We start from the raw sequence: 24,698 nt of genomic DNA on the forward strand, positions 1-24,698 counted from the left end.
GTCGCCGATCAGGCGCCCGAATCCTCGGTCTTGATGATTTCCGTCATGGTCACACCCAGACGGTCCTCGACCACCACCACCTCGCCCCGCGCCACCAGGCGGTTGTTGACGAAGATGTCGATGGCCTCGCCGACCTTGCGATCCAGCTCCAGCACCGATCCGGCGTTCAGCTTCAGCAACTGGGCCACCGACATGTGCGCCTTGCCCAGAACGGCCGAGATGTTCACCGGCACGTCGAACACGGTCGACAGATCGGCGGCGGACTTTTCGCCCGCATCATCGGTGGTGGTCAGGGCGGTGGAGTCCGGGAACTCTTCCAGGGCCAGGTCTTCGGGCGTGCTCACAGGTCGCTCCCATCCATCAGGGGTTCGGCGTGTCCGGCCTCGGCGGCCAGGGCGGCGATCACGGCTTCGGCCATGCGCCGGGCGCAGGCGTCGGGATCATAGTCGGCCCGGCCATCGGCCCATTCCAGGGTGAAGGCGGCGGGGGATGCGCCGGGCGCGTCGCGGAACATCACCGACCCGGCGTAACCGGCGTCGGCGCACAGCCCCTCGATGACCCGGCGGCCCTCGTCATCCAGTCCGGCGGCGTGCACCACCAGACGCGGCGAGGCGTCGATTTCCTGGGCCAGGGTCTCCAGCGCCGACTTCAGCGGACCCTGCGGAAAACGGTCCAGCGCTGCGGCGGCGATCACGCGCCCGGCGGCCAGCGCCAGTTCGGCGGACTGTTCGCGATGCGCCTGGGCCACGGCGCCCAGGGCCGGCAGGGACTGGGCCAAAGCCTGGGCGATGGTCGACAGGGCCATGGCGCGCACGGCGTCCGCCTCGGCCAGGGCCGCCTGACGCGCCTCCAGACGCGCCTGGGCCATCATGGCCTCGACCTCGGCCGGGGCGTAGGCGCGCTTCATCGGCCGGAACTCGGTCGTGCGCAGCACGCGGCCGTCGGCGGCGAACTCGGTGTCGAAGGCGAAGGGGCGGGAGGTGGCGAGGTGCGCGGTCATGTCAGTAGATCAACTCGTCGTCGCCGCCCTGGCCGACCAGCATGATCTCGCCCTTGGCGGCCAGATCCTTGGCCACCTGGACCATGGCCATCTGCGACGTGTCGACGTCCTTCAGCCGCACCGGCCCCATGGCCTCCATGTCCTCGCGCATGATCTTGGACGCGCGTTCGGACATGTTGGAGAAGAACAGTTCGCGCAGGGATTCCGAAGCGCCCTTCAGCGCCAGGGCCAGCTGGTCCTTCTCGACCGCGCGCAACAGGGTCTGGATGCCGCCAGGGTCCAGCTTGGCCAGATCCTCGAACACGAACATCAGGGCGCGGATGCGTTCGGCCGCCTCGCGATTGCGTTCCTCCAGCGCGCCGATGAAGCGGGCCTCGGTCTGGCGGTCGAAGCTGTTGAAGATCTCGGCCATCATCTCGTGGCTGTCGCGCTTGGAGGTGCGAGCCAGGTTCGACATGAATTCGGTGCGCAGCGTCTGCTCGATCTTGTCCAGGATCTCGCGCTGGACCGGCTCCATCCGCAGCATCCGCTGGACGCATTCCAGGGCGAAGTCCTCGGGCAGGCTGGTCAGCACCCGCGCGGCGTGGTCCGACTTGATCTTGGACAGGACCACCGCGACCGTCTGGGGGTATTCGTTCTTCAGATAGTTGGCCAGGACCGCTTCGTTCACATTGCCCAGCTTGTCCCACATGGTCCGGCCGGCCGGACCGCGGATCTCCTCCATCAGGCCTTCGACGCGGTCGGACGGCATGAAAGAGGCCAACAGACGCTGGGTCTGTTCGAAACTGCCCAGCACCGAGCCCGAGCCGCTCATGCCCGAGACGAACTCGATCAACAGCTCCTCGACCACGGCCGCCGACACCGAGCCCAGGCCGGCCATGGCCTGAGACACCTCTTTCAGCTCGTCATCGTCCAGGTTCTGCCACAGGCGGGTATGCTCCTCGCCCAGGGACAACAGGATGACGGCCGCCTTTTCAGGCCCGGTCAGCTTTCGGGGATCGTCGACCGCCGCCTTTTTGTTGATCAGGCGCGCCATCAGCCTTCATGCACCCAGCTGCGCAGGATGGCGGTCGATTCCTCGGGGTGTTTCTCGACGAACTCGGCGACCTTCTTGATCGAGGACGCCTTCACCTGGCCTTCGATGCGGGCGATGTCCAGGCGCTGGTCCATGTCGGACGGGCCGCCCAGATGGCCCGCCACCTCGCCGCCGCCGGCGCCGCCGACCAGCGAGGTCTGAAGCTGAGTGATCTGCGCCCCGCCCGCGCCGCCGGTCATGCCGGCCAGGGCGGGCACGCCGCCCGCGCCCGTCGCCGTCTTCAGCAAGGGCCGCAGCACGAAGAAGATCAGCAGCAGGCCGGTGACCAGCAGCACCAGCAGCTCGACCCCGCGCATGATGTCGTTCTTGTTGAAGTCGAACAGCGAGCCCTTGGCCTCGGCGCCGCCTTCCAGACCCGACGTGTCGCGGGCGAAGCGGGTTCCGACGACCTCGATCTTGTCGCCCCGTTCGGTGTTAATGCCCACGGCGGCGGCGACCAGGGCCTTGATCTGTTCGATCTCCTGGGCCGTGCGCGGGGTGAAGGTCGGCTCGGCCCCATTGGCGCCCGGCGCATATTTGCCGTCCACGGCCACCGAGACCGACAGACGCTTGACCTCGCCCGGTTCGCGCACCGTGGTCGTGGTGGTGTTCGAGATTTCGTAGTTGGTCGTTTCGGTGTTCTGGGTCGAGCGCGAACCGACCGGCGTGGTGTTCGGGGCCTGGCCGCCGGGGATATTGTTGGTCGCGGTCGCCGCGCCGTCCGAAACGCCCGTCGTGTCCTGGTCTTCCGTGCCGTTGGTCGAGGTCGAGCGCACGACCTGGCCGTCGGGATCGAACTTCTGCTCCTGGGTGGTCTGGCGGCTGTGGTCGATCTCGGCCGTCACCTGAACCCGCGCGGCGCCGGCGCCGACCACGCCCTCGACGATGTCCTTGATGCGGGCCTGCATCTGGGCCTCGGTGGTGGCGCGCGCCTCTTCGGCCGAGGCCGTGCTGAACGCCCCGCCTTCGGACCCGGCGGCCAGGGTGCGGTTGGCGGTGTCGGTGACCGTGACCTTCTCGGGCTTCAGGCCAGGAACCGACGAGGCCACGACGTTGCGGATGCCTTGGACCTGTTCGCCGCTGAGGGCGCGGCCGCCCACGCCCACCACGACGGCGGCGGTCGGCTCGGCCGCCTGGGCCTGGAACATCTCGCGGCGCGGCATGACGATGTGGACCCGCGCGGTGTTGATGCCGCGATAGGCCAGGATGGTGCGGGCTAGTTCGCCTTCCAGCGCGCGCTTTTCGTTCAGATTCTGCTGGAACTCGGTCTGACCGAGGACCGACTGGTTGTCGAAGATCTCGTAGCCGACCGACCCGGAGGTCACCAATCCCTTGGACGCCACCAGCATCCGCGCCGTGCCCACCTCGTCGCGATGGACCATGACGGTCGAGCCGTCGCCCCGGCTGGCGTATTTGATGCCCGCCTGGTCCAGGGCGGCGGTGACTTCGCCCGCCTCGGCCAGGTCCAGGTTCGAGAACAGCAGGGCGTCCGGCGCCTGGCCCATGCGCAGCATGACGGCCACCAGCACGGCGGCCACGCCCGCGGCCACGCCCAGCACCACGGTCAGGCGACCGATACCGAATCTCTGCAACGCCGCCGTAAAGCCGCCCACGCGCCCCGCCCGAAACTACTGACGGGAGACACCGTGCTGCCCGCTAGGCAGAAAGTGCCGCCCCCATGGTAAACGGGGCGTTAAGCGGCCTTAACGAAACGACGCGGAACGCCGAAATCAGGCCGCCTTGCGAGCCTCGGCCTTCTGGTCGGCGGCGGCGCGGATGCGGGCTTCGGCGATGGCGTCGGCGATCTGGTGCGTCGGGCGTTTTTCGGTCGCCGAACGGTCCAGGATCTCTTCCAGCGTCTGCATCAGGCGCACCAGCTTGCCCTCGACCCAGTCGGCGTCATAGGCGCCGCCGGTCTGACGCGCGGTCATTTCCGAGGCCACATTGATGATGCCGCCGCCATTGATGACATAGTCGGGCGCATAGAGGACGCCGCGGTCGAACAGGGCCTGGCCGATGTCCGCCGTGGCCAGCTGGTTGTTGGCGGCGCCGACCACCGCCTTGACCGTCAGACGATCCAGCGTTTCCGGGTTCAGCGTCGCGCCCAGGGCGCAGGGGGCGTAGATGTCGGCCTTGACGTCATAGATGGCGTCGGGGGCCACGATCTCGGCGCCGGTGCGCGAGGCGACTTCCGACAGGACGGCGGTGTTGACGTCGGTCATGACCAGCTTGGCGCCGGCCTTGTGCAGCTTGTCGGCCAGATAGCCGCCGACGTGGCCCACGCCCTGCATCGCCACGGTCAGGCCGGTCAGGTCGTCCTGTTTCCACAGGCGGCGCGCCACGACCAGGGTCGAGCGGAACACGCCTTCGGCCGTCACCGGGCTGGGATCGCCCGAGGCTTCGGGCCCGTCTTTCAGGCCCAGAACATAGGGGGTTTCCTTACGCGCCTCGGCGATGTCCGCCACCGACACGCCGACGTCCTCGGCCGAATAATAGCAGCCGCCCAGGGTGTTCAGCGCGCGGCCGAAGGCGCGGAACAGCTCCGGCGTCTTCTGGGTGCGGCTGTCGCCGATGATGACCGACTTGCCGCCGCCCATCTCCAGATCGGCGATGGCGTTCTTGTAGCTCATGCCCCTGGACAGGCGCAGCACATCCTCCAGCGCCTCGGCCGAAGAGGCGTAGTTCCACATGCGGCAACCGCCGACCGCCGGACCCCGCGCGGTCGAGTGCACTGCAACAATGGCCTTGAGGCCTGTCTTTTCATCGAAAAAGCTGTGAACGCCTTCGTGGTTCGCGAAGGACGGGGAATCGAACAGCGTCATGCCCAAAACAGGCCTTTCCTGGGGTTTTATTTTTCTTGGCCGCCAAATACGCCCGAAGGAAGACCGGGGCAAGCTGGGCCTTTAGCGGCGCAGCTGGTCCAGCACCCCCGGCGCCGCCGACGGCAGGGCCGCATCGGGAGCCAGAAAATAGGCCAGGGCGTCGCGATAGACGGTCTGGGCCTCCAGGTCGCGGTTCAGCAGATGGCGCCCGTTCGGATACCAGGCGGTCCGCAACGCCGGGGCCGCCCCCGCCCGCTCCAGCGCCATCCGCATCGGCCTGCGTGCAATCACATGATCCGCGGCGCCATACATCAGCAACGCCGGCCGACGCATCGCACCGAGGTCCAGCGAGGCCGTCTCCATCAGGTCCACCAGCCCCGACACGGCGTCGAACCGCGTTTCCATTATGCTGGACGGATCGCGGCCGTTGCGGATCAGCTCGATCAGATTGTCCGAGGCCATGACCCGGCGCGCCACGAACTGGGGCGTGCCCACCGGCCGGTCGCCCATGGCCCGCGCCGCGACCCACAGGGCGGCGCCGTTGATCGGACCCTGGCTGGACCAGCCCCAGACGCCGGGCGCCAGCAACAGCACCCGGTCGGCGTCGGGCGGACGGTCCGAGGCGAAGGCGGCGATGGCCACCGATCCGCCCATGCTTTCACCCGCCACGATCACCGGAACCCCCGGCCGCGCGGCGCGGACCAGGGCGACCACGTCGCGCAGGTCGTCGGTCATCGCCCCCTGCCCGGCCCAGACGCCGCGCCCCGGCGCCCGGCCGAACCCCCGCTGGTCATAGGCCCAGGTCTCGATCCCCTGCTCGGCCCACCAGGGTCCGGCCAGGCGGAAGGAGGCGGCCGAATCGTTCATGCCGTGCAGGGCCACCACCACGGCCCGGGGCGCCCCGTCCGGCGACCAGCGCAGATAGGGCAACCGCCCCCCGTCGCGCACCACAAAGGCCTGGTCCTCGATCCGGGCGCCCGCGAACCCGGCCGGCGGCGTCAACGGCGCCTGCACCATCGGCGTGGCGCAGGCCGACAGCATCAGGGCCATCAGGATCACGGCCCGTTTCACGCCAGCATCTCGCGCACCCGCGCCCTCAGATGCGGAACCACTTCGGCCTCGAACCACGGATTCCGCTTCAGCCACGCCGTATTGCGCCACGACGGGTGCGGCAGCGGCAGGATGGCCGGGCCATAGTCGCGCCAGGCGCGCACCGTCTCGGTCATGTTCGACTTCATCCGATCCTTCAGCGCCCACGCCTGCGCATAGCCGCCGACCAGCAGCGTCAGCTCGACCCGCGGCAGACTGGCCAGCAATCGCGACCGCCACAAGGCGGCGCAGCGCGGCGGCGGCGGATAGTCGCCGCCCTTGGGCGCCGTGCCGGGATAGCAAAAGGCCTGGGCCGCCACCCCGATGCGCGGATCGGCATAGAAGGTGGCGAAATCCACCCCCATCCAGTCGCGCAGCCGGTCGCCCGACGGATCGGTGAAGGGCAGACCGCTTTCATGCACCCGCCGCCCCGGCGCCTGGCCGCAGATCAGCAGTCGGGTTTCGCCTGCGACCATGACCACCGGGCGCGGCGTATGCGGCAACTCGCCCGCACAGGCCCGGCAGGCGCGGATGTCGTCCAGAACGGCTGAAAGATCAGCCATCATCCTCTTCAGACACCGGAGGCAGGGCCGCCCTGGCCGCCGTCGCCTCTTCGGGCGTGGGGTGACGCAGGCGGATGACGCCTTTCATCTGGGCCGGGTCGATCGGCTTGCCCTTCTTGGTGATGGTCAGCCGACCCTCACGCATCAGGCCCAGGGCCGTGGCCTTCACGCGCGGCAGCATGCGCTGCCACTGTTCGGGCTGCAGCGCCTTGGCCACGTCGGACGGCTCGATGCTCTTGCCGTTGTCGCCCCTGGGGTCGACGGCCGACAGTTTTTCGAAGATGGCGGATTCGATGGGGTCGCTCATCGTCCCTATATGCTGCATTGCGAGAGCGGAAAGAAGGCGGATCCCGCCTCAAGCAGCGCGACTGCGCGATAGGCGAAAGAAAAAGGTCATGGTTGCGAAAGTCACGGTCACCGAGGGCGAGTTCACCGGCTGGGAGACCTATGACCTGCACGGCACCTTCGATCAGGTGGTGGGGCCCTTCTATTTCCGGCCCGACCCCGACGGACGCATGCGCTGCGCCTTCCGGGCCGAGGCCAAGCACATGAACGCCGGCGGCCGCATGCATGGCGGCTGTCTGATGACTTTCGCCGACATCGCCCTGTTCCAGACCGCCTATCAGGAGATGGAGGGCAAGAACGGCGTGACCGTTCAGCTGGATTCCACCCTGGTGGACGGCGTCTATGAAGGCGAACTGGTCGAGGCGACCGGCGAAGTGGTGCGCGCGGGCGGCTCGCTGATCTTCGTGCGCGGTCAGATCACGGTGGAGGCGCGCACGGTGATGACGTTTTCGGGAGTGATCCGGAAATTCGGGCCGAGGTGAAGTCTGAAGTCCCGCTGAGGGCGGATTGAGACCTAAGGCTTCCGGCGAATGGACCTGCGTATGGCTCGCCAGTAGACGGCTAAAAGAACTCCAGACACGCCGATGGCCCAGACGGCGCTCAGACCGAGCCCCACATACCATATGGCGTTACGTGACCAGCCGAGCTGGTCGGAGACGATGATCGGAAGAAACGGCGCGAAGGCTAACAGCAAGAATTTGGCATCAACCCGTTCCGACCTTGAATAGCCAGAAAGGCGCTGGCCGGCGTTCTTGCCCTCGCCCATCTGCAACAAGGCCGTCTCTTTCTGACGCGCCCAGTCGGCCAGCAGCTTTTGAAGAGACGAGAACGGCGTCAACATCGCCCATCTATCCGATCAACCGCCCCTGTCCGCAACAGGACTTAAGCCGTCCGCGATCCTAAACCCCCGCCCCCGCCGCCGGTCGCGCCCTGGCGGCGCCCAGCCAGCGGTTCAGGTGCGTCAGTTCCTCCGGCGGGCGGTATTTGATCAGGCGGGCGAAATCCAGACCCACGGCCGCCACCACATCGGCGATGGTGAAGCGGTCCGCCGCGATCCATTCCCGGTCGGCCAGACGCCGGTCCAGCGAACGCATGTATTTCTCGGCCGCCAGCCGGTTGTAGTCGGCGACCTGGGGCATGGGGGTGGCCTCCAGCGCGGCCAGGGCCGGATGGGTGTGCCGCACGCTCAGCATGATCGGATTGGCCAGATAGAATTCGCACCGGCGGGTCCACATCTCGATCATCGCCTGTTCGGCGGCGTCATGGCCGAACAGGTTCGGTTCGGGATACAGCGCCTCCAGATAGCGGCAGATGGCTAGGGATTCGGTCAGGCAGGTTCCGTCGTCCAGCTCCAGCGCCGGAACATGCGGCACGCCGAATTTGGCGCGATAGTCGGCCGTGCGGTGTTCGCCGGCCAGAAGGTCGATCTCGACGATCTGGACCCCCTCGATCCCCTTCTCGGCCATGACCCAGCGGACCCGGCGCGGATTGGGCGCGCGATGCGAGGTGTACAGCTTCATGGGGAGCGCTCCGTTGCTTATCGCAACGGCTATCAGGCGAAGACCGCCGGGGGCAAGGCGCCGACGACGCAGGCGGCCATCAGGGTGGCCAGGAAGCCCGCGAACAGCGCCTTCCACACGAGGCCCAGCACCTCCTCGCGCCGCTCGGGCATCAGCACCGACAGGCCGGTCACCGTGATGCCGACCGAACCGATGTTTGCGAAGCCGCACAGGGCATAGGTCATCAGCATCCGCGTGCGCTCGCTCATCTCTCCGGCCGGAACCTTGCCCAGTTCGATGAAGGCCACGAACTCGGTCAGGGTCAGCTTGACCCCCAAAAGCCATCCGGCCTTGCCCGCCTCGGACCAGTCCACACCCGTCAACCACGCCACCGGCATGAACAGCCAGCCCAGCAGCCGCTCGACCGTCACCGGCCCGTCGAACAGCCAGAACCCGCCCAGCATGATGTTCACCAGCGCCACCAGCGCCACGAACACGATCAGCACCGCAGAGATGTTCAGCACCACCATCAGGCCGTCGGCCGTGCCTTTCACGATGGCGTCGATGGCGCTGTCGTACTTCAGGGCCGAACCGTAATCGGCGTGGGCGCCGCCCTGGCCCGGCGTCTCTGGGATGATGATCCGCGCCAGCAGAACCCCCGCCGGGGCCGAGACGATGGAGGCCACCAGCACATGGCCCGCCGCATCGGGCAGCACCGGCGCCAGAATGGCCGCATAGGCCACCATGGTGGACCCCGCCACGGTCGCCAGTCCGACCACCATCAGCAGGAACAGTTCGGACCGCGTCAGCTTGTCCAGATAGGCGCGGATGACGATGGGGCTTTCGATCATGCCCAGGAAGATGTTGGCCGCCACCGCCAGGGCCGAGGCCCCGCCCAGGCCCATGGTCTTCTGAAACAGGAGGCCGAAGCCGTGGGTGATCCACTTCAGCACCTTCCAGTGCCACAAGAGGGCCGACAGGGCCGAGATCACCAGGATCAGCGGCAGCACTTGAAATGCGAAGGTGAACAGGGCGCCTTCATTGGCCACGGCGTACGGCTGGTCCCCGCCCGCCAGATAGCCGAACACGAACTGGGTCCCGCGATTGGTCGCCGCCGCCAGGCCATCGACCGCCCCCGTCACGGCGGCCAGCACCCCCTGCGACCCGGGGATGGCGAACAGGGCCAGCACCAATCCCGCCTGCACCGCCAGGGCGCCCAGGGCCAGCCGCCACGGGAAGGCCTTCCTGTTCTCCGACAGCCCCCAGCAGGCTGCAATCACGACGAGCAGGCCCAGCAGGCTCTGCAGGTTCAGGATGCTGAACATGGTCCCCTCCGCGTTCGGCCCAGTCCTGCACCGCGTCGGGGAGGGTGTCGAGAGGTCTTAAACCTGCCCGCGCACCATCCGGTCATACGCTTCCATCAGGCCCAGGCTGATCTCGCCGGGGATGAAGCGATAATCGCCGATCTCGCTGACGGGGGTGATCTCGGCCGCCGTGCCGCACAGGAAGCATTCGTCGAAGTCCGCCAGTTCCTCGGGTTTGATGGGGCGCACCTCGACCTCCAGCCCGCGCGCGGCCAGCATCTCCAGCACCGTCTGGCGCGTGATGCCGTTCAGGATGGCGCCGTCGGCCGGCGGGGTGATCAGGCGGCCGCCCTGGACGAAGAAGACATTGGCCCCCGTCGCCTCGGCCACATAGCCGCGCCAGTCCAAGAGCATGGCGTCGGCGTAACCGCGCGCGTCGGCGTAATGGCGGTTGATGGTGCCGATCATGTACAGGCCCGCGGCCTTGGCCTCGGTCGGGGCGGTTTCCGGCGACGGCCGCTTGTACGGCGCCCAGCACAGGCGGATGCCCTTGCGCTTGGTTTCCGGGTCGAAATAGCTGGGCCAGTCCCACACGGCGACGGCCACGTGGACCGTGGTGTTCTGGGCCGGGACGCTGACCTGTTCCGAACCGCGCCAGGCGATGGGGCGCACATAGGCGTCGGTCAGGCCGTTTCTGGCGCAGGTTTCCTTGCAGGCCTCGTTGATCTGCGCCACCGTGAACGGAATCCGGAAGTCGAGAACCTCGGCCGAGCGGAACAGACGGTTGGTATGCTCCATCAATTTGAATATCTGGCCATTGTACATCCGCGCGCCCTCGAACACCGAGGAGGCGTAGTGCAGCGCATGGGTCAAAACGTGCACGCGCGCCTCGCGCCAGGGCACGAATTCGCCGTCCATCCAGATCCAGCCGTCACGATCGTCGATAGGAACGAAGGCCATTGAACAACATCTCCTACGTCGTCATGTCGGTTAGAGCCGTCCCGACCGCCTCCGTCAACGCCGCGCGCGTCGGAGGCCGGGCATGAGCGCGCCCGCCTATGGACGCTCCGGCCCCATCGCCGGGGCGGGCGAGGGCCGGCATCTGCTGGTCGTGGACGACGACGACCGCATCCGCGAGCTGCTGAAAGAATATCTGACGCGCGAAGGCTATCGCGTCACCGGCGCGGCCCATGCGGCGGCGGCGCGGCGTCTGATGGAGCTGATCGACTTCGATCTGGTGGTGCTGGACGTCATGATGCCGGGCGAGAGCGGGCTGGACCTGACCAGCTGGGTTCGGAACAAGGCCGAACTGTCCAAGACGCCGCTGATGCTGCTGACCGCGCGGGGCGATCCCGATGACCGGATCGAGGGCCTGTCGCGGGGCGCAGACGACTATATGTCCAAGCCGTTCGAGCCGCGGGAACTGTCGCTGCGCATCGACGCCATCCTGCGGCGCACGGGGGGCAAGCCGATGACCCCGCGCGAGATCCGGCTGGGCGCCGCCACCTTCGACATGGAGCGGCTGGAGCTGTCGCGCGACGGCAAACCGCTGCGCCTGACCGAGGCCGAGGCGCAACTGCTGAAGACCCTGGCCATTCACGCCCATTCGCCGGTCGAGCGCATGACCCTGTCGCCCGATACCGCCGACATCACCGGCCGGGCCGTGGACGTGCAGGTGACGCGCCTGCGCCGCAAGCTGGAGTCGGACCCCAAGAACCCGCGCTATCTGCAGACCGTGCGCGGCGTCGGATACATGCTGGCGCCGGACTGATGAGGACCGTGCCGTCAAATCCTCCCCCGCCGGGGGAGGTGGATCGACGCGACAGCGTCGAGACGGAGGGAGCCCGGCATGACGTCAGCCCCCTCCACCGCTTCAGGCTTCGCGCTGCCCTTTGGGTCGCGGTCCCCCTCCCCCGGTGGGGGAGGATTTCATGAGACTTCTGCCCGCGTCGCTGTGGCCGCGGTTTCTGAAGCGGCGCGTGCCGACCAGCCTGTGGGGCCGGTCGTTGCTGATCATCGTGTTGCCGGTGCTGGTGATGCAGGCGGCCGTGACCTGGGTCTTCTTCGACGCCCACTGGCAGACGGTGACCGCGCGCCTGTCCGAGGGGCTGGCCGGCGACGTGGCCTGGGCGGTGGAAACCTATGCCGACGACCCGTCGCCCAAGACCCTGGCGGTTCTGGCCGACCGGGCCGAGCGGACCATGTCCCTGTCCATCGCCCTGCAGGAAGAGGCCCAGCTGCCGCGCGAGCAGCAGCGCGGGACAATCGGCGTGGTCGACCGCGCCATGGAGAAGGCCCTGAGCGGGCGGTTGGATGCGCCCTACTGGTTCTCGACCACCCGTTATCCGGCCTATGTCGACATCCGGGTGCAGCAGCCGCAAGGGGTTCTGCGCATCATCGCCCCGCGCGAGCGGGCAGTGGCGACCCAGGCGCACATCTTCGTCCTGTGGCTGATGGTGGCGACCGTGCTGCTGCTGGGGGTGGCGGTGCTGTTTATCCGCAACCAGGTGCGGGCTATCGAGCGCCTGGCCGACGCGGCCGAGGCGTTCGGGCGTGGCGAGACCGTCCCGCGGTTCAAGCCGCACGGCGCGCGCGAAGTGCGGGCCGCGGCCACCGCCTTCCTGGCCATGCGCGACCGGATCCAGCGCCATATCGACCAGCGTACGGCCCTGTTGGCTTCGGTCAGCCACGACCTGCGCACGCCCCTGACGCGCCTTCGGCTGGAACTGGCCCTGGCGCCCCCGTTCAAGCGCCAGGCGGCGATGAAGGGCGACCTGGACGAGATGGAGCATATGATCGACGAATACCTGGCCTTCGCGCGCGGCGAGGCGGGCGAGGCGGCCCAAACCGTCGATGTCGGCGACCTGCTGCGCGCCGCCGGCGACGACGCCCGGCGCACTGGGGCCGAGGTGGACGTGCTGGCGCCCGATGATCTGACCGCCGCCCTGCGTCCCATCGCCTTCAAGCGCGCGCTGATGAACCTGGCCGGCAACGCCGCATCCCACGGCGAGCGTGTGCGGCTGTCGGCGCGCGCCCTGCCCTCCGGCGGGCTGGAGATCGCGGTCGAGGACGACGGCCCCGGCATTCCCGAGGACATGCACGAGGAAGCCTTCCGCCCCTTTTCCCGGCTGGACGAGGCGCGCAACCAGAACCGCAAGGGCGTGGGCCTGGGCCTGGCCATCGCGCGCGACGTGGCGCGCGGCCACGGCGGCGACATCACCCTGGATCGCAGCGATCTGGGCGGGCTGAAGGCCGTGGTCCGCCTGCCCGGCTGAAGCCGTCGCCGATCACGTTTTGCGGCGAGGTCTGGCGAAGGCCGATCCGCGACCGCATCTTTAAAGGATCAGATCAAACGGAGGCCCCCATGCGCCCTCTCGCCTTCATCGCCCCCTTGGCCGTGGTCACGGCCGTCGCCGCCAGCGCCCAGGCCCTGACCGGCCTTCAGCCCGCGAGCCAGCCGCGCGTCTCGGTGGTCATTGCGCCCGCGGTTCAGGCCCAGGCCGACGATCTGGGTCAGCGCGAGGTCCAGGCCCAGGCCGACCGCCTGGTTCAGGTGGTGTCGCGCGCGCTGGAACGGTCGTCGGCGCTGGACGGCGCTCAGGTGCGGCTGACCCTGACCGACCTGAAGCCCAACCATCCGACCTTCGAGCAGGTCGCCCGCAACCCCGGCCTGTCGGCCATCGAAAGCCGCAGCATCGGCGGAGCCACGGTCCAGGTCGAACTGATCGGCGCCGACGGCGCGCGCCAGACCGGCGAAGTCCGTTATTACTCGCACAGTCTGGCCGAGGTGCGGGGTTACTCCACCTGGCAGGACGCGGACCGGGCCTTCAATCGCGTGGCGTCCAAGGTCGCCGCCGGCCGGCTCTGACGGTTCAGCGCGACAGGGCTTCGGCGCGCCGCCGCGCCGCCGCCACGGCGGCCTTCACCGCCTGATCCAGCCCGGCCTCGGCCAGGGCCGCCAACCCCGCCTCGGTGGTGCCGCCGGGCGAGGCGACGCGGGCGATCAGGGCCTGGACATCTTCCGCCCCCTCCAGCCCCGCCGCCGCCGAGCGCACCGTGGCCCGCGCCAGATCGGCGGCCACGGCGGGCGGCAGACCCTGCGCCTCGCCCGCCTGGGCCAGGGCGCGGGTAAAGGCGAAGACATAGGCCGGGCCGGACCCGGCCATGGCGGTGACGGCGTCCATCATCGCCTCGTCCGGGATATCGACCACGGCGGCCACCGGCGCGAACAGCGACCGGGCGACGGCTGCCGCACCCGCATCCGCGCTCCACAGGCCCGCCGCGCCTTTGCCCACCGCAACGCCCGTCGTCGGCATGACCCGCACGACCGGCCCGGCGAAGACATCCGCCAGGTCCGCCCCCCGCACCCCGGCCATGACCGAGATCACCGACGCGTCGCCGATCCTGGGCGCCAGTTCGGCCGCGACCTCGCGCCATCTGGCCGGCTTGACCGCCAGCACCACGGCCCGCGCGCCGCCCAACGTCTCGACCGGCGGATTGACGCGCGCGCCCGCGGCCCGCGCCGCCTCGGCGGCCGGCTTCTGCGACGGCGTCAGAATGATCAGATCGCGCGGATCGACCGCCCCGCTGGCCAGCCACCCCTCGACCATGGCCGAGCCGAGACGACCGCAGCCGACGAGGATGACGGGGCCCTGCGCCGCGCCCATGGGATCACGCGCTGCCGACGGTCTCGAACAGGCAGGCGGCCAGGGCGTCTTCGGGCTTCTTCATGCCCTTGGTCAGGAAGCGGAAGGCCGGATAGTAGCGGTCGGCCGCCTCGATCGCCGCATCGATCATCGACGCCGCCTGGCCCAGGGTCGGGCGTTCGCCGTGCGGCAGGGCCAGGGCATGGCGGAAGACGATCTCGCCCTCGTCAGGCCAGACCTCGAAATGGCCCAGCCAGCTGCGCTGATTGATCAGGCCGGTCAGTTCATAGGCCGCCGCCCGGCGCGACTTGGTGATCCGCAGGTCCAGCGCGCAGCACAGTTGCAGACAGTCGCCTTCGGGCCGCCAGGCGAACCACAGCTCGTAATCCTTCCAGTCCCCGGCCAGGGCGAAGGCCAGATCCCCGTCGTCGGTGCGATCGAACGGCAGGTTCTCCGCGTTCAGGACGTGTTCGACCACGTCCAGCGGGTCCATGGGAACGTCGATCTCTTCGGGGCGGGCGGCGTCCATCAGGCGACGATCCTTGGGAAAGGGCGCTTCGGCCGCGACTCACGACCGATGCTGGGACGGTAGGCGTGTTCGCGGATTCGCCTCAACCGGCTGCGTCCGCGGCGGGAGTCGCGCCTGTGGACGTTCCCTTTTTTGGTTTGGAGGCGGACGCTTTCAGCGTGGCGATTTCCGCGCGCAGCGCTGCGATTTCGGCCTTCAGGGTGTCGAATTCGTCGCGCCGCACCAGATCCAGTTCGGCCACCATGCGATCCGTCTGGGCGCGAAAGGCCGCCTTGGCCTCTTCGCTCGCCGACTGGGCCAGGCCCATGGCGCCGGTCGCCATCTTGGAGAATTCGTCGAGAATGGGGTTGCGGGTCTGCATCTGGATACTCCCGACTCGGCGGCGCCGAGCGTCGTTAACGAAGGTCTGACGGATATGGTGAACGCCGTCTTAACCGCCATGCGTCGCATCGTCCGCCACGCCCGGTTCTGCACAGCCATCTTCATAGGCGACGCGCGCGGCGACGCTTGCTAAAGCAGGCGTCCGAAGGCGTAGACGCAACCTCCTGGAGGCCCCGTGGTCTTTCCCGAGTTCGATCCGGTCCTGTTCTCGATCGGCCCCCTGCCCATCCGCTGGTACGCCCTGGCCTATGTCGCCGGCATCGTCCTGGGGTGGTGGTACGCCTCGCGCCTGGTGAAGACGCCGCGCGTCTGGGCGCCGGGCCGCCCGCCGATCAATGGCGTCCAGCTGGACGACCTGGCGCTGTGGATCACCATCGGCGTCATCCTGGGCGGACGTCTGGGCTACGCCCTGTTCTACAAGCCGGTCATGTTCGCCCAGCTGTTCACCGGCCAGGGCTGGGGCGAGCGGCTGGAGCTGTTCCAGATGTGGACCGGCGGCATGAGCTTCCACGGCGGCTTCCTGGGCGTGGCCCTGGCCATCGTCTGGTTCGCGCGCCGCGAAAAGACCAGCCTGCTATCGCTGGGCGACCTGATAGCGCCGGTCGTGCCGCTGGGCCTGTTCTTCGGGCGTATCGCCAACTTCATCAACGGCGAGCTGTGGGGCCGCGTCACCGACGTGCCGTGGGCCATCCGCTTCTGCAACATCCGCATTCTGGAGGCCTATGGCCAGTGCCCGGCCGGCGACCTGCCGCGCCACCCCAGCCAGCTGTACGAGGCGGGGCTGGAGGGCCTGTTGCTGTTCGTCATCCTGTCGCTGGCGATCTGGAAGGGACGGCTGCTGACCAAGCCGGGCTATGTCACCGGTCTGTTCCTGCTGGGCTATGGGCTGTCGCGGGCGGCGCTGGAGAATTTCCGCCAGCCGGATCTGGGGATGGAGAATTTCCCCCTGGGCCTGACCATGGGCATGATCCTGTCGATCCCCATGATCGTGGCGGGCGCCTGGCTGGTCTGGCGCGCCTGGAGCCGCCCGCCCGTCCAGGGCTGACGGCATGTCGCTGAAGGCGCGGCTGGCGCGCGAGATCGCCATCGGCGGGCCGATGACGGTGGCCGACTATGTCACCCGCTGCCTGCACGACCCGGACGGCGGCTATTACGCCACCCGCCCGGCCATTGGCGAAGGCGGTGACTTCATCACCGCCCCGATGGTCAGCCAGATGTTCGGCGAACTGATCGGCCTGTGGGCGGCCGAGCTGTGGTCGCGGCTGGGCGCGCCGGACCGGTTTCGTCTGGTCGAGGTGGGGCCGGGCGACGGCACCCTGATGGCCGATGCCCTGAAGGCCGCGCGGCTGGCGCCGGGGTTCCTGGAAGCCTGCGACCTGGTGCTGATCGAGCCGTCCGGCCCCTTGCGCCAGATGCAGGCGTTGCGCCTGGCCGACGGCGACCTGGCGCCGCGCTGGGTTTCGGGCCTGGACCGGGTTGAGACGGACGCCCCCATCATCCTGATCGCCAATGAGGTGCTGGACTGCCTGCCCGCGCGCCAGTTCGTGAAGACCCAGGACGGCTGGGCGGAAAGGCGCGTGACGGTGGGCGACGACGGCGAACTGGCGTTTGCCCTGACCCCGCCCAGCGCCGGTTTCGTGCGGCCCGCCTTCGACATGGCGCCGGGTCAGGTGATCGAGATCTCGGCCCAGCAGGCGGGCTTCGGTCACGCCCTGGGCCAGATGTTGCGCGCCGCGACCGGCGCCGCCCTGTTGATCGACTATGGCCGCGCCCGGCCCGAGGCGGGCGATACGCTGCAGGCCCTGTATCGGCACCGAAAGGTCGATCCCCTTGCCGAGCCGGGCCAGGCCGATCTGACCCAATGGGCCGATTTTCCGACCGTGCTGGAAGCCGCCGTCCACGCCGGGGCCGATGTGACCGGCTGCCTGGGCCAGGGCGAGTTTCTGCACCGGCTGGGCATCGCCGCGCGCGCCGATGGACTGAAGGCCGGACGGCCCGATGCGGCGCCGATCATCGACCGCCAGCTGGCCCGCCTGACCGCCCCGGACCAGATGGGTGAACTGTTCAAGGCCGCGGCCGTTTTCGCCCCGCACGGCCTGGTCGTTCCGGGCTGGGAGGACTGACCTCATGAGCCTGGCGCCCCTGACCCATCCACTGCTGGACCGGGCGGGCGTGCGCCATGGCTTCTTCACGCGCGAAGGCGGGGTTTCGCAGGGGCTGTATGCGGGCCTGAACACCGGCGTCGGCTCGAACGACGATCCGGCGGCCGTGACCGAGAACCGCCGCCGCGTCGCCGCGGCCATGGGTGGCGCACCCGACGATTTCGCCGCCTGCTATCAGATCCACTCCGCCGTCGCCTGCGTGGCCGAGGCGGGCTGGAAGGGCGAACGGCCCGAAGGCGACGCCAGCGTCACCGCCGCACCGGGCGTGATCTGCGCCGTGCTGACCGCCGACTGCGCGCCGATCCTGCTGGCCGATGGGGAGGCCGGAGTGGTCGCCGCCGTCCATGCCGGATGGAAGGGCGCCCTCAACGGCGTGGTGCACAGCGCGGTCGCGGCCATGCAGGCCCTGGGCGCCGACCCGGCCCGCACCGTCGCCGTGGTCGGGCCGTGCATCGCCCAGTCCAGCTATGAGGTCGGCGCCGACTATCAGGACCGGTTCGAGCACCACGATCCAGGCAGCGGCCGCTTCTTCGCGCCCGGCGCCACGGCCGACAAACGCCAGTTCGACCTGCCGGGCTTTGTCCTGTGGCGGCTGGAGCAGGCGGGCGTGGGCCAGGCCGCCTGGACCGGCCACGACACCTGGGCCGACGAGACGCGCTTCTACTCCAACCGCCGATCCTTCCAGCGCGGCGAGCCGGACTTTGGCCGGATGATGAGCGCGATCAGGGTTTCCTGATCCCTCTCCCGGCGGGAGAGGGCTTGAACGCCCAAGAGCGCGTCAGCGCGATTGGCTGCGTGAAAGGGTGAGGGGCTATTGCCAGATGGGTGAGAGCCGACCCTCACCCTTTGACGCTTCGCGCCGCCCGTCGGGTCGGCTGGCGCATCGCTTCGCTCTGCGAGCCTCAAGCCCTCTCCCATCGGGAGAGGGTCGCTAACCCGCCTGGGCCAGTTCCGGCACGCGGGTGACCCGGCGCCAGGCGTCGGGCTGGGCCAGCAGGGCGCGGACCAACTTGTTGTTGATGGCGTGGCCCGCCTTGACGCCCTCGTAGCGGCCCAGCAGCGGCGCGCCCAGCACATACAGGTCGCCGATGGCGTCCAGCGCCTTGTGCCGCACGAACTCGCGTTCCATGCGCAGACCGCCGGGATTCAGAATCTCGTCGCCGTCGATGACCACGGCGTTCTCCAGGCTGCCGCCGCGCGCCAGACCGGCCTGGCGCAGGGCCTCGACCTCATGGGCGAAGCCAAAGGTGCGGGCGGCCATGATTTCGCTGCGGAAAGTGTCTTCATCAACGACGAAGTCGACCACCTGATTGCCGATGACCGGCGTCGGGAAATCGATCTCGAACCGCATTTCGTAACGGTCGCAGGGCAGTAGCAGGGCCGACTTGTCGCCCTCCTCGACCCGCACGGGCTTCAGGATCTCGACATAGCGCACCGGCGCCGCCTGGGGCCGGAAACCGGCCCGGTCCAGCAGCTGCACAAACGGCAGGGCCGACCCGTCCAGGATCGGCAGTTCCGGCCCGTCCACCTCGACCACGGCATTGATGACGCCCAGGGCGCAGAAGGCGGCCATCAGATGTTCGATGGTCGACAGGCGCACGCCCGCCGCATTCTCGATCATGGTGTTCAGGCGCGCATCGACCACGGCCTCGCCCGACACGGGGATACGGTTGTCGCGGTCGGAAATGTCGGTGCGCACGAAGACGATGCCGGTTCCCGGCGCGGCCGGACGCACGGCCAGACGCACGCGCTGACCCGTGTGCACGCCGACGCCGGCGATGATGGCCGGGGCGGTCAGGGTCTTTTCGTGATGATCGACGATACGCGGCACGCTTGGAACACTCGCTTCTGCAAGACCTTGGCGCGCGACTTGGCGCACAGCGACGGCCCTTTGATTTCCTAACGGGCCGCCGGCAAGCGAGAAATGAAACTCAAGTTTCGGATTGTTTCGTTTTGATGCGGTTTTCAAAACGAAACCCCCGCCGCCTGCATGGCGACGGGGGTTCGATGGTTTCCGCCCTTAGGCCTAGTTGGCCAGGCGCCGCAGGAAGGACGGGATCTCCAGATCGTCGTCTTCGGCAGAGGCCAGCCGGGCCTCGTCCGGCGAAGCGGGCGGCGGCGCCAGCGGTTCGCGGGTCGCGGCGGGCCGGGGCGCATAGGGCGACGGCGCCGCGGCGGTGCGCTTGCCGCGCCCGAACAGGCTCCACCCCGACTTGCGGTGGTGGTCGCCCTCGTCGTCATAGGCGTCGTCGTGCGGCGTGGCCGTCGTCTGGTGCGTCGTGCGGGCGTTGTCACGCTCGGCGTACAGGTCGCCCTGGGTCGGGGCCGCCGCGCGGGCCGGCGCCGGAGCGGCTTCATATTCCTCGACCCACGGATCGACGATCGGCCCCAGCTGGCGATCCTCGGCGGCGTGGATCACCGGCTCGGGGCGCGCTTCGGGCAGGGGCGCGGGGGTGAAGCTGGGCTGGACCACCGGCGCCTCGGCGCGCGCGGGTTCGGAACGGAGGGGTTCGGGCGACCGTTGCGGGGTCGTCGGCGTCTGCATCAGGGGCGCCGGGCGCCGGGCGTCCAGCGGACGCGCGGTGGGGGCCGGCTCGATCTTCTGCATCGAGGCTTCGTCCATGCCGGTGGCGACCACCGAGACGCGGATCTTGCCGTCCAGGGCCGGATCGAAGGCGGCGCCGAAGATGATGTTGGCGTCGGCGTCCACTTCCGCGCTGATGGCGTTGGCGGCCTCGTCGACTTCCAGCAGGGTCATGTCCATGCCGCCGGTGATGTTGACCAGCACGGCCTTGGCGCCCTTCAGGCTGGTTTCGTCCAGCAGCGGGTTGGCGATGGCGTTCTGGGCCGCCAGCAGGGCGCGGTCGTCGCCGGACGCCTCGCCCGTGCCCATCATCGCCTTGCCCATCTCGGACATGACGGCGCGCACATCGGCGAAGTCCAGGTTGATCAGGCCCGGCAGGATCATCAGGTCGGTGATCGAACGCACGCCCGAGTGCAGCACCTGATCGGCCATGCCGAAGGCGTCGGCGAAGGTGGTCCGCTCATTGGCGACGCGGAACAGGTTCTGGTTCGGAATGACGATCAGGGTGTCGACATAGCGTTGCAGCTCGGCGATGCCGGCATCGGCCAGACGCATGCGGTGACGGCCTTCGAAGGTGAAGGGCTTGGTCACCACGCCGACGGTCAGGATGCCGCGGTCGCGCGCGCATTTGGCGATGATCGGCGCGGCGCCGGTGCCGGTGCCGCCGCCCATGCCGGCGGTGATGAAGATCATGTGCGCGCCATCCAGGTGCGCGTGAATCTCGTCGGCGGATTCCTCGGCGGCGTTCATGCCGACCTCGGGGTGGGCGCCAGCGCCCAGGCCTTGGGTGATGGTTTCGCCCAACTGGATGCGGCGGTCGGTCTTGGCGAAGCTCAGATGTTGAGCATCGGTGTTGGCGACCACGAACTCGACCCCTTCCAGGCCGGCGTCGATCATGTTGTTGACGGCGTTACCGCCCGCGCCGCCCACGCCGAACACGACGATCCGAGGTTTCAGTTCCGTGGTTTCCGGACGCACAAGAGAAAGAGACATATTCGTTCCGACCTTCCGACCCAGCCCCAGGTTCCGCTGAAAAATCCCGCCGATTCGCCAGTGGTTACGAGCGTCTTAAGGAAATCCCACCGGGGTTAAGGGAAGGTTACCGGATAGCTTGAGTCGGACCGCTCGGAAGCGATTTCGTTAACCTTGGCCGCAAATTTCCACATCTGCGTCCGCCTTTAGGTCGCGCGTGAACCGACCGGGTTCGGACCAAGAGACTGGTGCGGCGACATAGCCAAGGCGTCGTCGGTGATCGTGACGGATCACACAAAGAAGAAGGGGCGGCTCTTGCGAGCCGCCCCTTCCGTCAGGTTCATCCTGTTAGGACTTACCAGACCTTGTAGTTGAAGTTCACGAAGAAACGACGGCCGAACAGGTCGAAGTTGTCGTTCGTGTGACGGCCCAGCCAGTTGGCCGACTCGGCGTCGAAGGCGTTGACCACACCGGCCCGGACCCGCAGGTCGTCGGTGACCTGATAGGCCACGGTGAAGTCGTGCTGGTGGAAATCACCGGTTTCCAGGTACTTGGCGTACTCGCGGACGTCCGGGTTCGAAACCAGCGCGTCCTTGTCGCCGATTTCCTGGCTGCCCTGCCAATCCCAATCCCACGACACGGTCAGACGGTCGGTCGGGGCCCAGGAGACGGTCGACAGGAAGCGAACCCGCGGCAGACCGACGGTGTCGGCATAGATCGTCGGGAACGTCGGGTCGGCGATGTTGGTGTAGTCGTTCTGCTCGATGGTCCACGAACCACGCAGACCCCAGTTCACGCGGCCCCAGTCACGGCCAATGACATCGACCAGATCGAAGCGGTAGCGAGCCGAGAAGTCCACGCCTTCAGCCGTCAGCTTCGCATAGTTCAGCGAGCCTTGGATGAAGCCGGTGACCATCCAGGTGGTCGGGTCGCGCGTGATGGTGTTACAGGCGGCCGAGTTGATGGTCGGCTGGTTCACGCACTGGTTGGCGTTCTGTTGGGCCGTCGTGGTCGCGATCGCGTCGGTGATCTCGATCTTGTAGTAGTCCAGAACCATCGAGAAGTTCGGGAAGACGCTCGGGGTCCACACCACCGAGGCGGTGAAGGAGTCCGAGGTTTCCGGGATCAGGAACGGGTTGCCGCCGTCCAGACCCGGGATGCCGCCCGTGCCGTAGGTCGGCTGGAAGGCGTCCGGAGCGGTCTGGTCGTTGAACGAGAAGTTGAAGCCGGCCGCCAGCGACAGAGCGCGGCAGTTGGCCCGACGGTTCGCCGCGATCGAGGCGTCGGTCAGCGCGTTGATGTTGGTGACCAGGCAGGGGTCCGCGAAGCCGTTGGCGAAGGTCTGGCCCGGGGGCTCATACAGTTCGCCCAGGTTCGGCACGCGAATGGCCGTGTTCTGGGTCACGCGGAACAGCAGGTCGTCGATCGGACGCCAGGAGCCCTGGATCGAGTAGGTGTCCTGCAGGCCGACAGTGGTGTAGTCGGCGGTGCGGTACGAACCCGAGATTTCGGCCGAACGGCCCAGCCAGTGATCCTGGAACAGCGGCACGCGCAGTTCGATGAAGGCTTCACGCGTCTCGTAGGACACGGCCGGGAAGTCCGGGCCTTCGTTCAGGAACAGCATGCGACCGCCGGTCGGACCATCGCGGCCGGTGCCCGAGGTGGTTTCCTTGCGGCTTTCGACACCCACGGCGAAGCCGATGGCGCCGGCGCCCCAAAAGTCCCACAGCTCGCCCGACATGAAGCCGAGGAAGTCCTGCTGCGAGTTGCGGTCGGTGACGTAGATCTGAGCGCCCACGAATTCACGAGCAGCGTCCGAGAAGCCGCCTTCACCAAAGATACGGACCGGCACGCAGCGGCTGATCATGTCGTTGGTGATGCCCTGGTAGCCCAGCAGCGCCGAACCCGAGGTCGGGATCGGGAAGCCCTGAGCGCGACGCAGTTGCGTGCGGCAGACGATCTCGCCCGGACGGCCGTTGACGATACCGGCGGTATCGACGACGGCGTCGGCGGCCATCTGCATTTCATCGTAACCGTCGGCGGTTTCCCAGTTGCGGTTGTTCATTTCGCCGTAGGTGTAGCCGACTTCCCAGGTCAGGTTCTTGATGAACCCGACATCGCCGGCGTCGCCGCGCATGCCGATGACGTAACGCGCCAGGTCACGCTCGTTCAGCTGGTTGCGGACGGTGGGGTACAGCTTGTGCTGGGCCCGCGGGTCGGCGACCGTCGAGGTGACCACGCCCGCCGCGTTGTAGATCGAGCGGATGTTGTTCTGGATGGCGGTGCGCACCGCGGCCGGCAGATAGGCGTTGTCCAGGCCGATCTGCAGCTGACCGCCCGTGGTCACGACCGGCGGCGAAGCCGGGTTATACGGGGCGATGTTGAAGTCGTAGAAGGTGCGCTGACCTTCGTCGTAGGTCTCTTCTTCGGCGTATTTGGCTTCACCGAACAGGGTGACGTTGTCCGACAGATCCCAGGTGAAACCACCCTGGACGCGCCACTCTTCCGAGTGCGGCAGACGCGAGGTGCCGCCTTGTTGGGTGGTCAGCGACTGGCCGTTGCCGCCGTTCGAGGTGATGCGGTTGCCGGTGCCCTGACGGATCGAACCGAACTGCAGCGCCTGCGGGTTGCCGCTGGCGTCATAGACGTACGAGTTGTTCGGGTTGTTGTCCGGCGCGATGTAGAAGCAGCCCGCGCCGAACGAGGCCAGCGAACAGCTGACCGCCGTCACGTCCGGGTCGCTAGACGGCGACGGACGCACGCCGGTAGCCAGGATGGTGATGCCGCCGAAGTTGGTGCCGCGGATGAAGGTGCGGGCGTTGTTGATCAGGATGGCGTCCGGGATGCCGTCGGTCGGAGCCGAAGCCGGGTCGGCGTCCCAACCGATCAGAGCCCAGCCTTCGCGCAGCCAGTCCATGTCGGCGTCGGTGACCTGATCGTTCTCTTTGTACTCACCCGTCAGGTAGACGTTCAGGGTGTCGTCAAAGAAGTTTTGGCCCCACAGGAAACCGATACGGCTGGAAGACTGGCCGTCCTGGTTGATCTGCGAATAGGCGCCGTCGATTTCCAGGCCTTCGTAGTCGTCCTTCAGGATGAAGTTGACCACGCCCGAAACGGCGTCAGCGCCGTAAACCGAGGCGGCGCCGCCGGTGATGACTTCGATGTTCTCGATCAGCAGACGCGGGATGGTGTCGACGTCGACCGACAGGCCGCCCGGCAGCGAACCGACGTGACGACGGCCGTTGACCAGCACCAGGGTGCGGGCGGCGCCCAGGGCGCGCAGGTTCAGCAGCGACAGGCCGCCATCGTTCAGGTTCGAGCCGGTGGTGTCTTCCGGAACCTGCGAGAAGGTCAGGGCGGGGATGTCGGCCAGATAGTCGACGACGTTGGCTTCACCCGACTGCTCGATGTCTTCCCGGCTGATCTGGATCAGCGGGGTCGGAGCGGTGGTCGGGTCGCGACGGATGCGCGAACCGGTGATGACCACTTCCTCGACTTGGGTCGCGCCAGAACCGGCGTCCTGAGCGTAAGCCGGCACGGCGGCGACGGCCATAAGGCCTGCCAGCACTGTCGTGCCGAAGAGATAGTTGCGCTTCAATTGCATTTCGATAATGGCCCCAACCTTGAAGTGATGCGGACATGCAGCGGACGAGTCGCACGCTGCACTTGTGACAGAACGCTAACCGCACCCCCCCTCGCGCTGCAACAGAAATGCCGTAATTGCGGC

At 68.1% G+C, this 24,698-nt stretch carries 25 protein-coding genes; 7 read left to right on the plus strand and 18 right to left on the minus strand.

Annotation, left to right across the window (positions count from 1 at the left end; all coding sequences use genetic code 11):
* Nucleotides 1-8: 8 nt before the first annotated feature.
* The 8 genes from fliN to Q0581_RS01770 form a co-directional block, all read right to left on the minus strand.
* A complete protein-coding gene (fliN, locus tag Q0581_RS01735; RefSeq protein ID WP_298697012.1) occupies nt 9-326 on the minus strand; it encodes a flagellar motor switch protein FliN in 318 nt (105 codons plus the stop codon).
* Between the two features lie 14 nt (nt 327-340).
* The gene (locus Q0581_RS01740; protein ID WP_298696933.1) at nt 341-1,000 is read right to left on the minus strand and encodes a flagellar assembly protein FlbE; all 660 of its coding nucleotides are present in this window, start codon (nt 998-1,000) and stop codon (nt 341-343) included.
* Nucleotide 1,001: 1 nt separating this feature from the next.
* Entirely contained in the window at nt 1,002-2,024 is a 1,023-nt protein-coding gene (gene fliG / locus Q0581_RS01745) for a flagellar motor switch protein FliG (protein ID WP_298697014.1), read from the minus strand.
* Nucleotides 2,025-2,035: 11 nt separating this feature from the next.
* Nucleotides 2,036-3,688: a flagellar basal-body MS-ring/collar protein FliF gene (gene fliF, locus Q0581_RS01750; protein WP_298696937.1), complete on the minus strand. Its 1,653-nt coding sequence runs from the start codon at nt 3,686-3,688 to the stop codon at nt 2,036-2,038.
* A 117-nt stretch (nt 3,689-3,805) separates the two neighbouring features.
* Nucleotides 3,806-4,897, minus strand: coding sequence for a Glu/Leu/Phe/Val dehydrogenase (locus Q0581_RS01755; RefSeq protein WP_298696940.1), 1,092 nt, complete (start codon nt 4,895-4,897; stop codon nt 3,806-3,808).
* Between the two features lie 81 nt (nt 4,898-4,978).
* A complete protein-coding gene (locus tag Q0581_RS01760) occupies nt 4,979-5,968 on the minus strand; it encodes an alpha/beta fold hydrolase (protein ID WP_298696942.1) in 990 nt (329 codons plus the stop codon).
* On the minus strand, nt 5,965-6,552 hold the full coding sequence (locus Q0581_RS01765; RefSeq protein ID WP_298696945.1) for a uracil-DNA glycosylase family protein: 588 nt from the start codon (nt 6,550-6,552) through the stop codon (nt 5,965-5,967). Before Q0581_RS01765 ends, Q0581_RS01760 begins: the two co-directional genes overlap by 4 nt.
* On the minus strand, nt 6,542-6,856 hold the full coding sequence (locus tag Q0581_RS01770; RefSeq protein WP_298696948.1) for a DUF3253 domain-containing protein: 315 nt from the start codon (nt 6,854-6,856) through the stop codon (nt 6,542-6,544). The genes Q0581_RS01765 and Q0581_RS01770 overlap by 11 nt, the downstream gene beginning before the upstream one ends.
* 88 nt (nt 6,857-6,944) lie before the next feature.
* Between Q0581_RS01770 and Q0581_RS01775 the strand changes: the two genes are divergently transcribed.
* Nucleotides 6,945-7,376: a PaaI family thioesterase gene (locus tag Q0581_RS01775; RefSeq protein ID WP_298696951.1), complete on the plus strand. Its 432-nt coding sequence runs from the start codon at nt 6,945-6,947 to the stop codon at nt 7,374-7,376.
* A 32-nt stretch (nt 7,377-7,408) separates the two neighbouring features.
* On the opposite strand, the gene Q0581_RS01780 is transcribed toward Q0581_RS01775, so the two are convergent.
* The 4 genes from Q0581_RS01780 to Q0581_RS01795 are packed head-to-tail and all read right to left on the minus strand — an operon-like array spanning nt 7,409 to nt 10,657.
* Entirely contained in the window at nt 7,409-7,735 is a 327-nt protein-coding gene (locus Q0581_RS01780; protein WP_298696954.1) for a hypothetical protein, read from the minus strand.
* Nucleotides 7,736-7,793: 58 nt separating this feature from the next.
* The gene (locus tag Q0581_RS01785) at nt 7,794-8,414 is read right to left on the minus strand and encodes a glutathione S-transferase (protein ID WP_298696958.1); all 621 of its coding nucleotides are present in this window, start codon (nt 8,412-8,414) and stop codon (nt 7,794-7,796) included.
* Nucleotides 8,415-8,446: 32 nt separating this feature from the next.
* Nucleotides 8,447-9,718 (minus strand): nucleoside transporter C-terminal domain-containing protein, encoded by a 1,272-nt coding sequence (locus tag Q0581_RS01790; protein WP_298696960.1) that lies wholly within the window; start codon nt 9,716-9,718, stop codon nt 8,447-8,449.
* A gap of 57 nt (nt 9,719-9,775) precedes the next feature.
* The gene (locus Q0581_RS01795; protein WP_298696962.1) at nt 9,776-10,657 is read right to left on the minus strand and encodes a branched-chain amino acid aminotransferase; all 882 of its coding nucleotides are present in this window, start codon (nt 10,655-10,657) and stop codon (nt 9,776-9,778) included.
* An 82-nt stretch (nt 10,658-10,739) separates the two neighbouring features.
* Between Q0581_RS01795 and Q0581_RS01800 the strand changes: the two genes are divergently transcribed.
* From Q0581_RS01800 to Q0581_RS01810, 3 genes are all read left to right on the plus strand, one after another.
* A complete protein-coding gene (locus Q0581_RS01800) occupies nt 10,740-11,468 on the plus strand; it encodes a response regulator transcription factor (RefSeq protein WP_298696965.1) in 729 nt (242 codons plus the stop codon).
* Nucleotides 11,469-11,628: 160 nt separating this feature from the next.
* Nucleotides 11,629-12,972 (plus strand): ATP-binding protein, encoded by a 1,344-nt coding sequence (locus Q0581_RS01805; protein ID WP_298696967.1) that lies wholly within the window; start codon nt 11,629-11,631, stop codon nt 12,970-12,972.
* Nucleotides 12,973-13,061: 89 nt separating this feature from the next.
* Entirely contained in the window at nt 13,062-13,565 is a 504-nt protein-coding gene (locus Q0581_RS01810) for a hypothetical protein (protein ID WP_298696968.1), read from the plus strand.
* A gap of 4 nt (nt 13,566-13,569) precedes the next feature.
* On the opposite strand, the gene proC is transcribed toward Q0581_RS01810, so the two are convergent.
* The 3 genes from proC to Q0581_RS01825 all read right to left on the minus strand — a co-directional run bounded on the left by proC (nt 13,570) and on the right by Q0581_RS01825 (nt 15,233).
* Nucleotides 13,570-14,364 carry a pyrroline-5-carboxylate reductase gene (gene proC, locus Q0581_RS01815; RefSeq protein ID WP_298696969.1) on the minus strand — a complete coding sequence of 265 codons (795 nt, stop codon included), beginning with the start codon at nt 14,362-14,364 and terminating at the stop codon, nt 13,570-13,572.
* A 4-nt stretch (nt 14,365-14,368) separates the two neighbouring features.
* The gene (locus tag Q0581_RS01820) at nt 14,369-14,872 is read right to left on the minus strand and encodes a YbjN domain-containing protein (protein ID WP_298696972.1); all 504 of its coding nucleotides are present in this window, start codon (nt 14,870-14,872) and stop codon (nt 14,369-14,371) included.
* Nucleotides 14,873-14,954: 82 nt separating this feature from the next.
* A complete protein-coding gene (locus Q0581_RS01825; protein WP_298696974.1) occupies nt 14,955-15,233 on the minus strand; it encodes an accessory factor UbiK family protein in 279 nt (92 codons plus the stop codon).
* Between the two features lie 195 nt (nt 15,234-15,428).
* On the opposite strand from Q0581_RS01825, the gene lgt reads away from it, so the two are divergent.
* Genes lgt through pgeF form a run of 3 tightly spaced genes read left to right on the plus strand, consistent with a single transcriptional unit; the run spans nt 15,429 to nt 18,151 of the window.
* Nucleotides 15,429-16,298 carry a prolipoprotein diacylglyceryl transferase gene (lgt, locus tag Q0581_RS01830; protein WP_298696975.1) on the plus strand — a complete coding sequence of 290 codons (870 nt, stop codon included), beginning with the start codon at nt 15,429-15,431 and terminating at the stop codon, nt 16,296-16,298.
* A gap of 4 nt (nt 16,299-16,302) precedes the next feature.
* Entirely contained in the window at nt 16,303-17,376 is a 1,074-nt protein-coding gene (locus Q0581_RS01835) for an SAM-dependent methyltransferase (protein ID WP_298696977.1), read from the plus strand.
* Between the two features lie 4 nt (nt 17,377-17,380).
* Nucleotides 17,381-18,151 (plus strand): peptidoglycan editing factor PgeF, encoded by a 771-nt coding sequence (pgeF, locus tag Q0581_RS01840; RefSeq protein ID WP_298696979.1) that lies wholly within the window; start codon nt 17,381-17,383, stop codon nt 18,149-18,151.
* 195 nt (nt 18,152-18,346) lie between these two features.
* On the opposite strand, the gene lpxC is transcribed toward pgeF, so the two are convergent.
* From lpxC to Q0581_RS01855, 3 genes are all read right to left on the minus strand, one after another.
* Nucleotides 18,347-19,246 (minus strand): UDP-3-O-acyl-N-acetylglucosamine deacetylase, encoded by a 900-nt coding sequence (gene lpxC / locus Q0581_RS01845; RefSeq protein ID WP_298696981.1) that lies wholly within the window; start codon nt 19,244-19,246, stop codon nt 18,347-18,349.
* Between the two features lie 195 nt (nt 19,247-19,441).
* On the minus strand, nt 19,442-20,992 hold the full coding sequence (gene ftsZ / locus Q0581_RS01850) for a cell division protein FtsZ (protein WP_298696982.1): 1,551 nt from the start codon (nt 20,990-20,992) through the stop codon (nt 19,442-19,444).
* A gap of 334 nt (nt 20,993-21,326) precedes the next feature.
* Nucleotides 21,327-24,575, minus strand: a complete 3,249-nt coding sequence (locus Q0581_RS01855; protein ID WP_298696984.1) for a TonB-dependent receptor — start codon at nt 24,573-24,575, stop codon at nt 21,327-21,329.
* Between the last annotated feature and the right edge of the window lie 123 nt (nt 24,576-24,698).

The sequence above is a fragment of the uncultured Brevundimonas sp. genome, assembly GCF_937863155.1.
Classification (GTDB): Bacteria; Pseudomonadota; Alphaproteobacteria; order Caulobacterales; family Caulobacteraceae; genus Brevundimonas.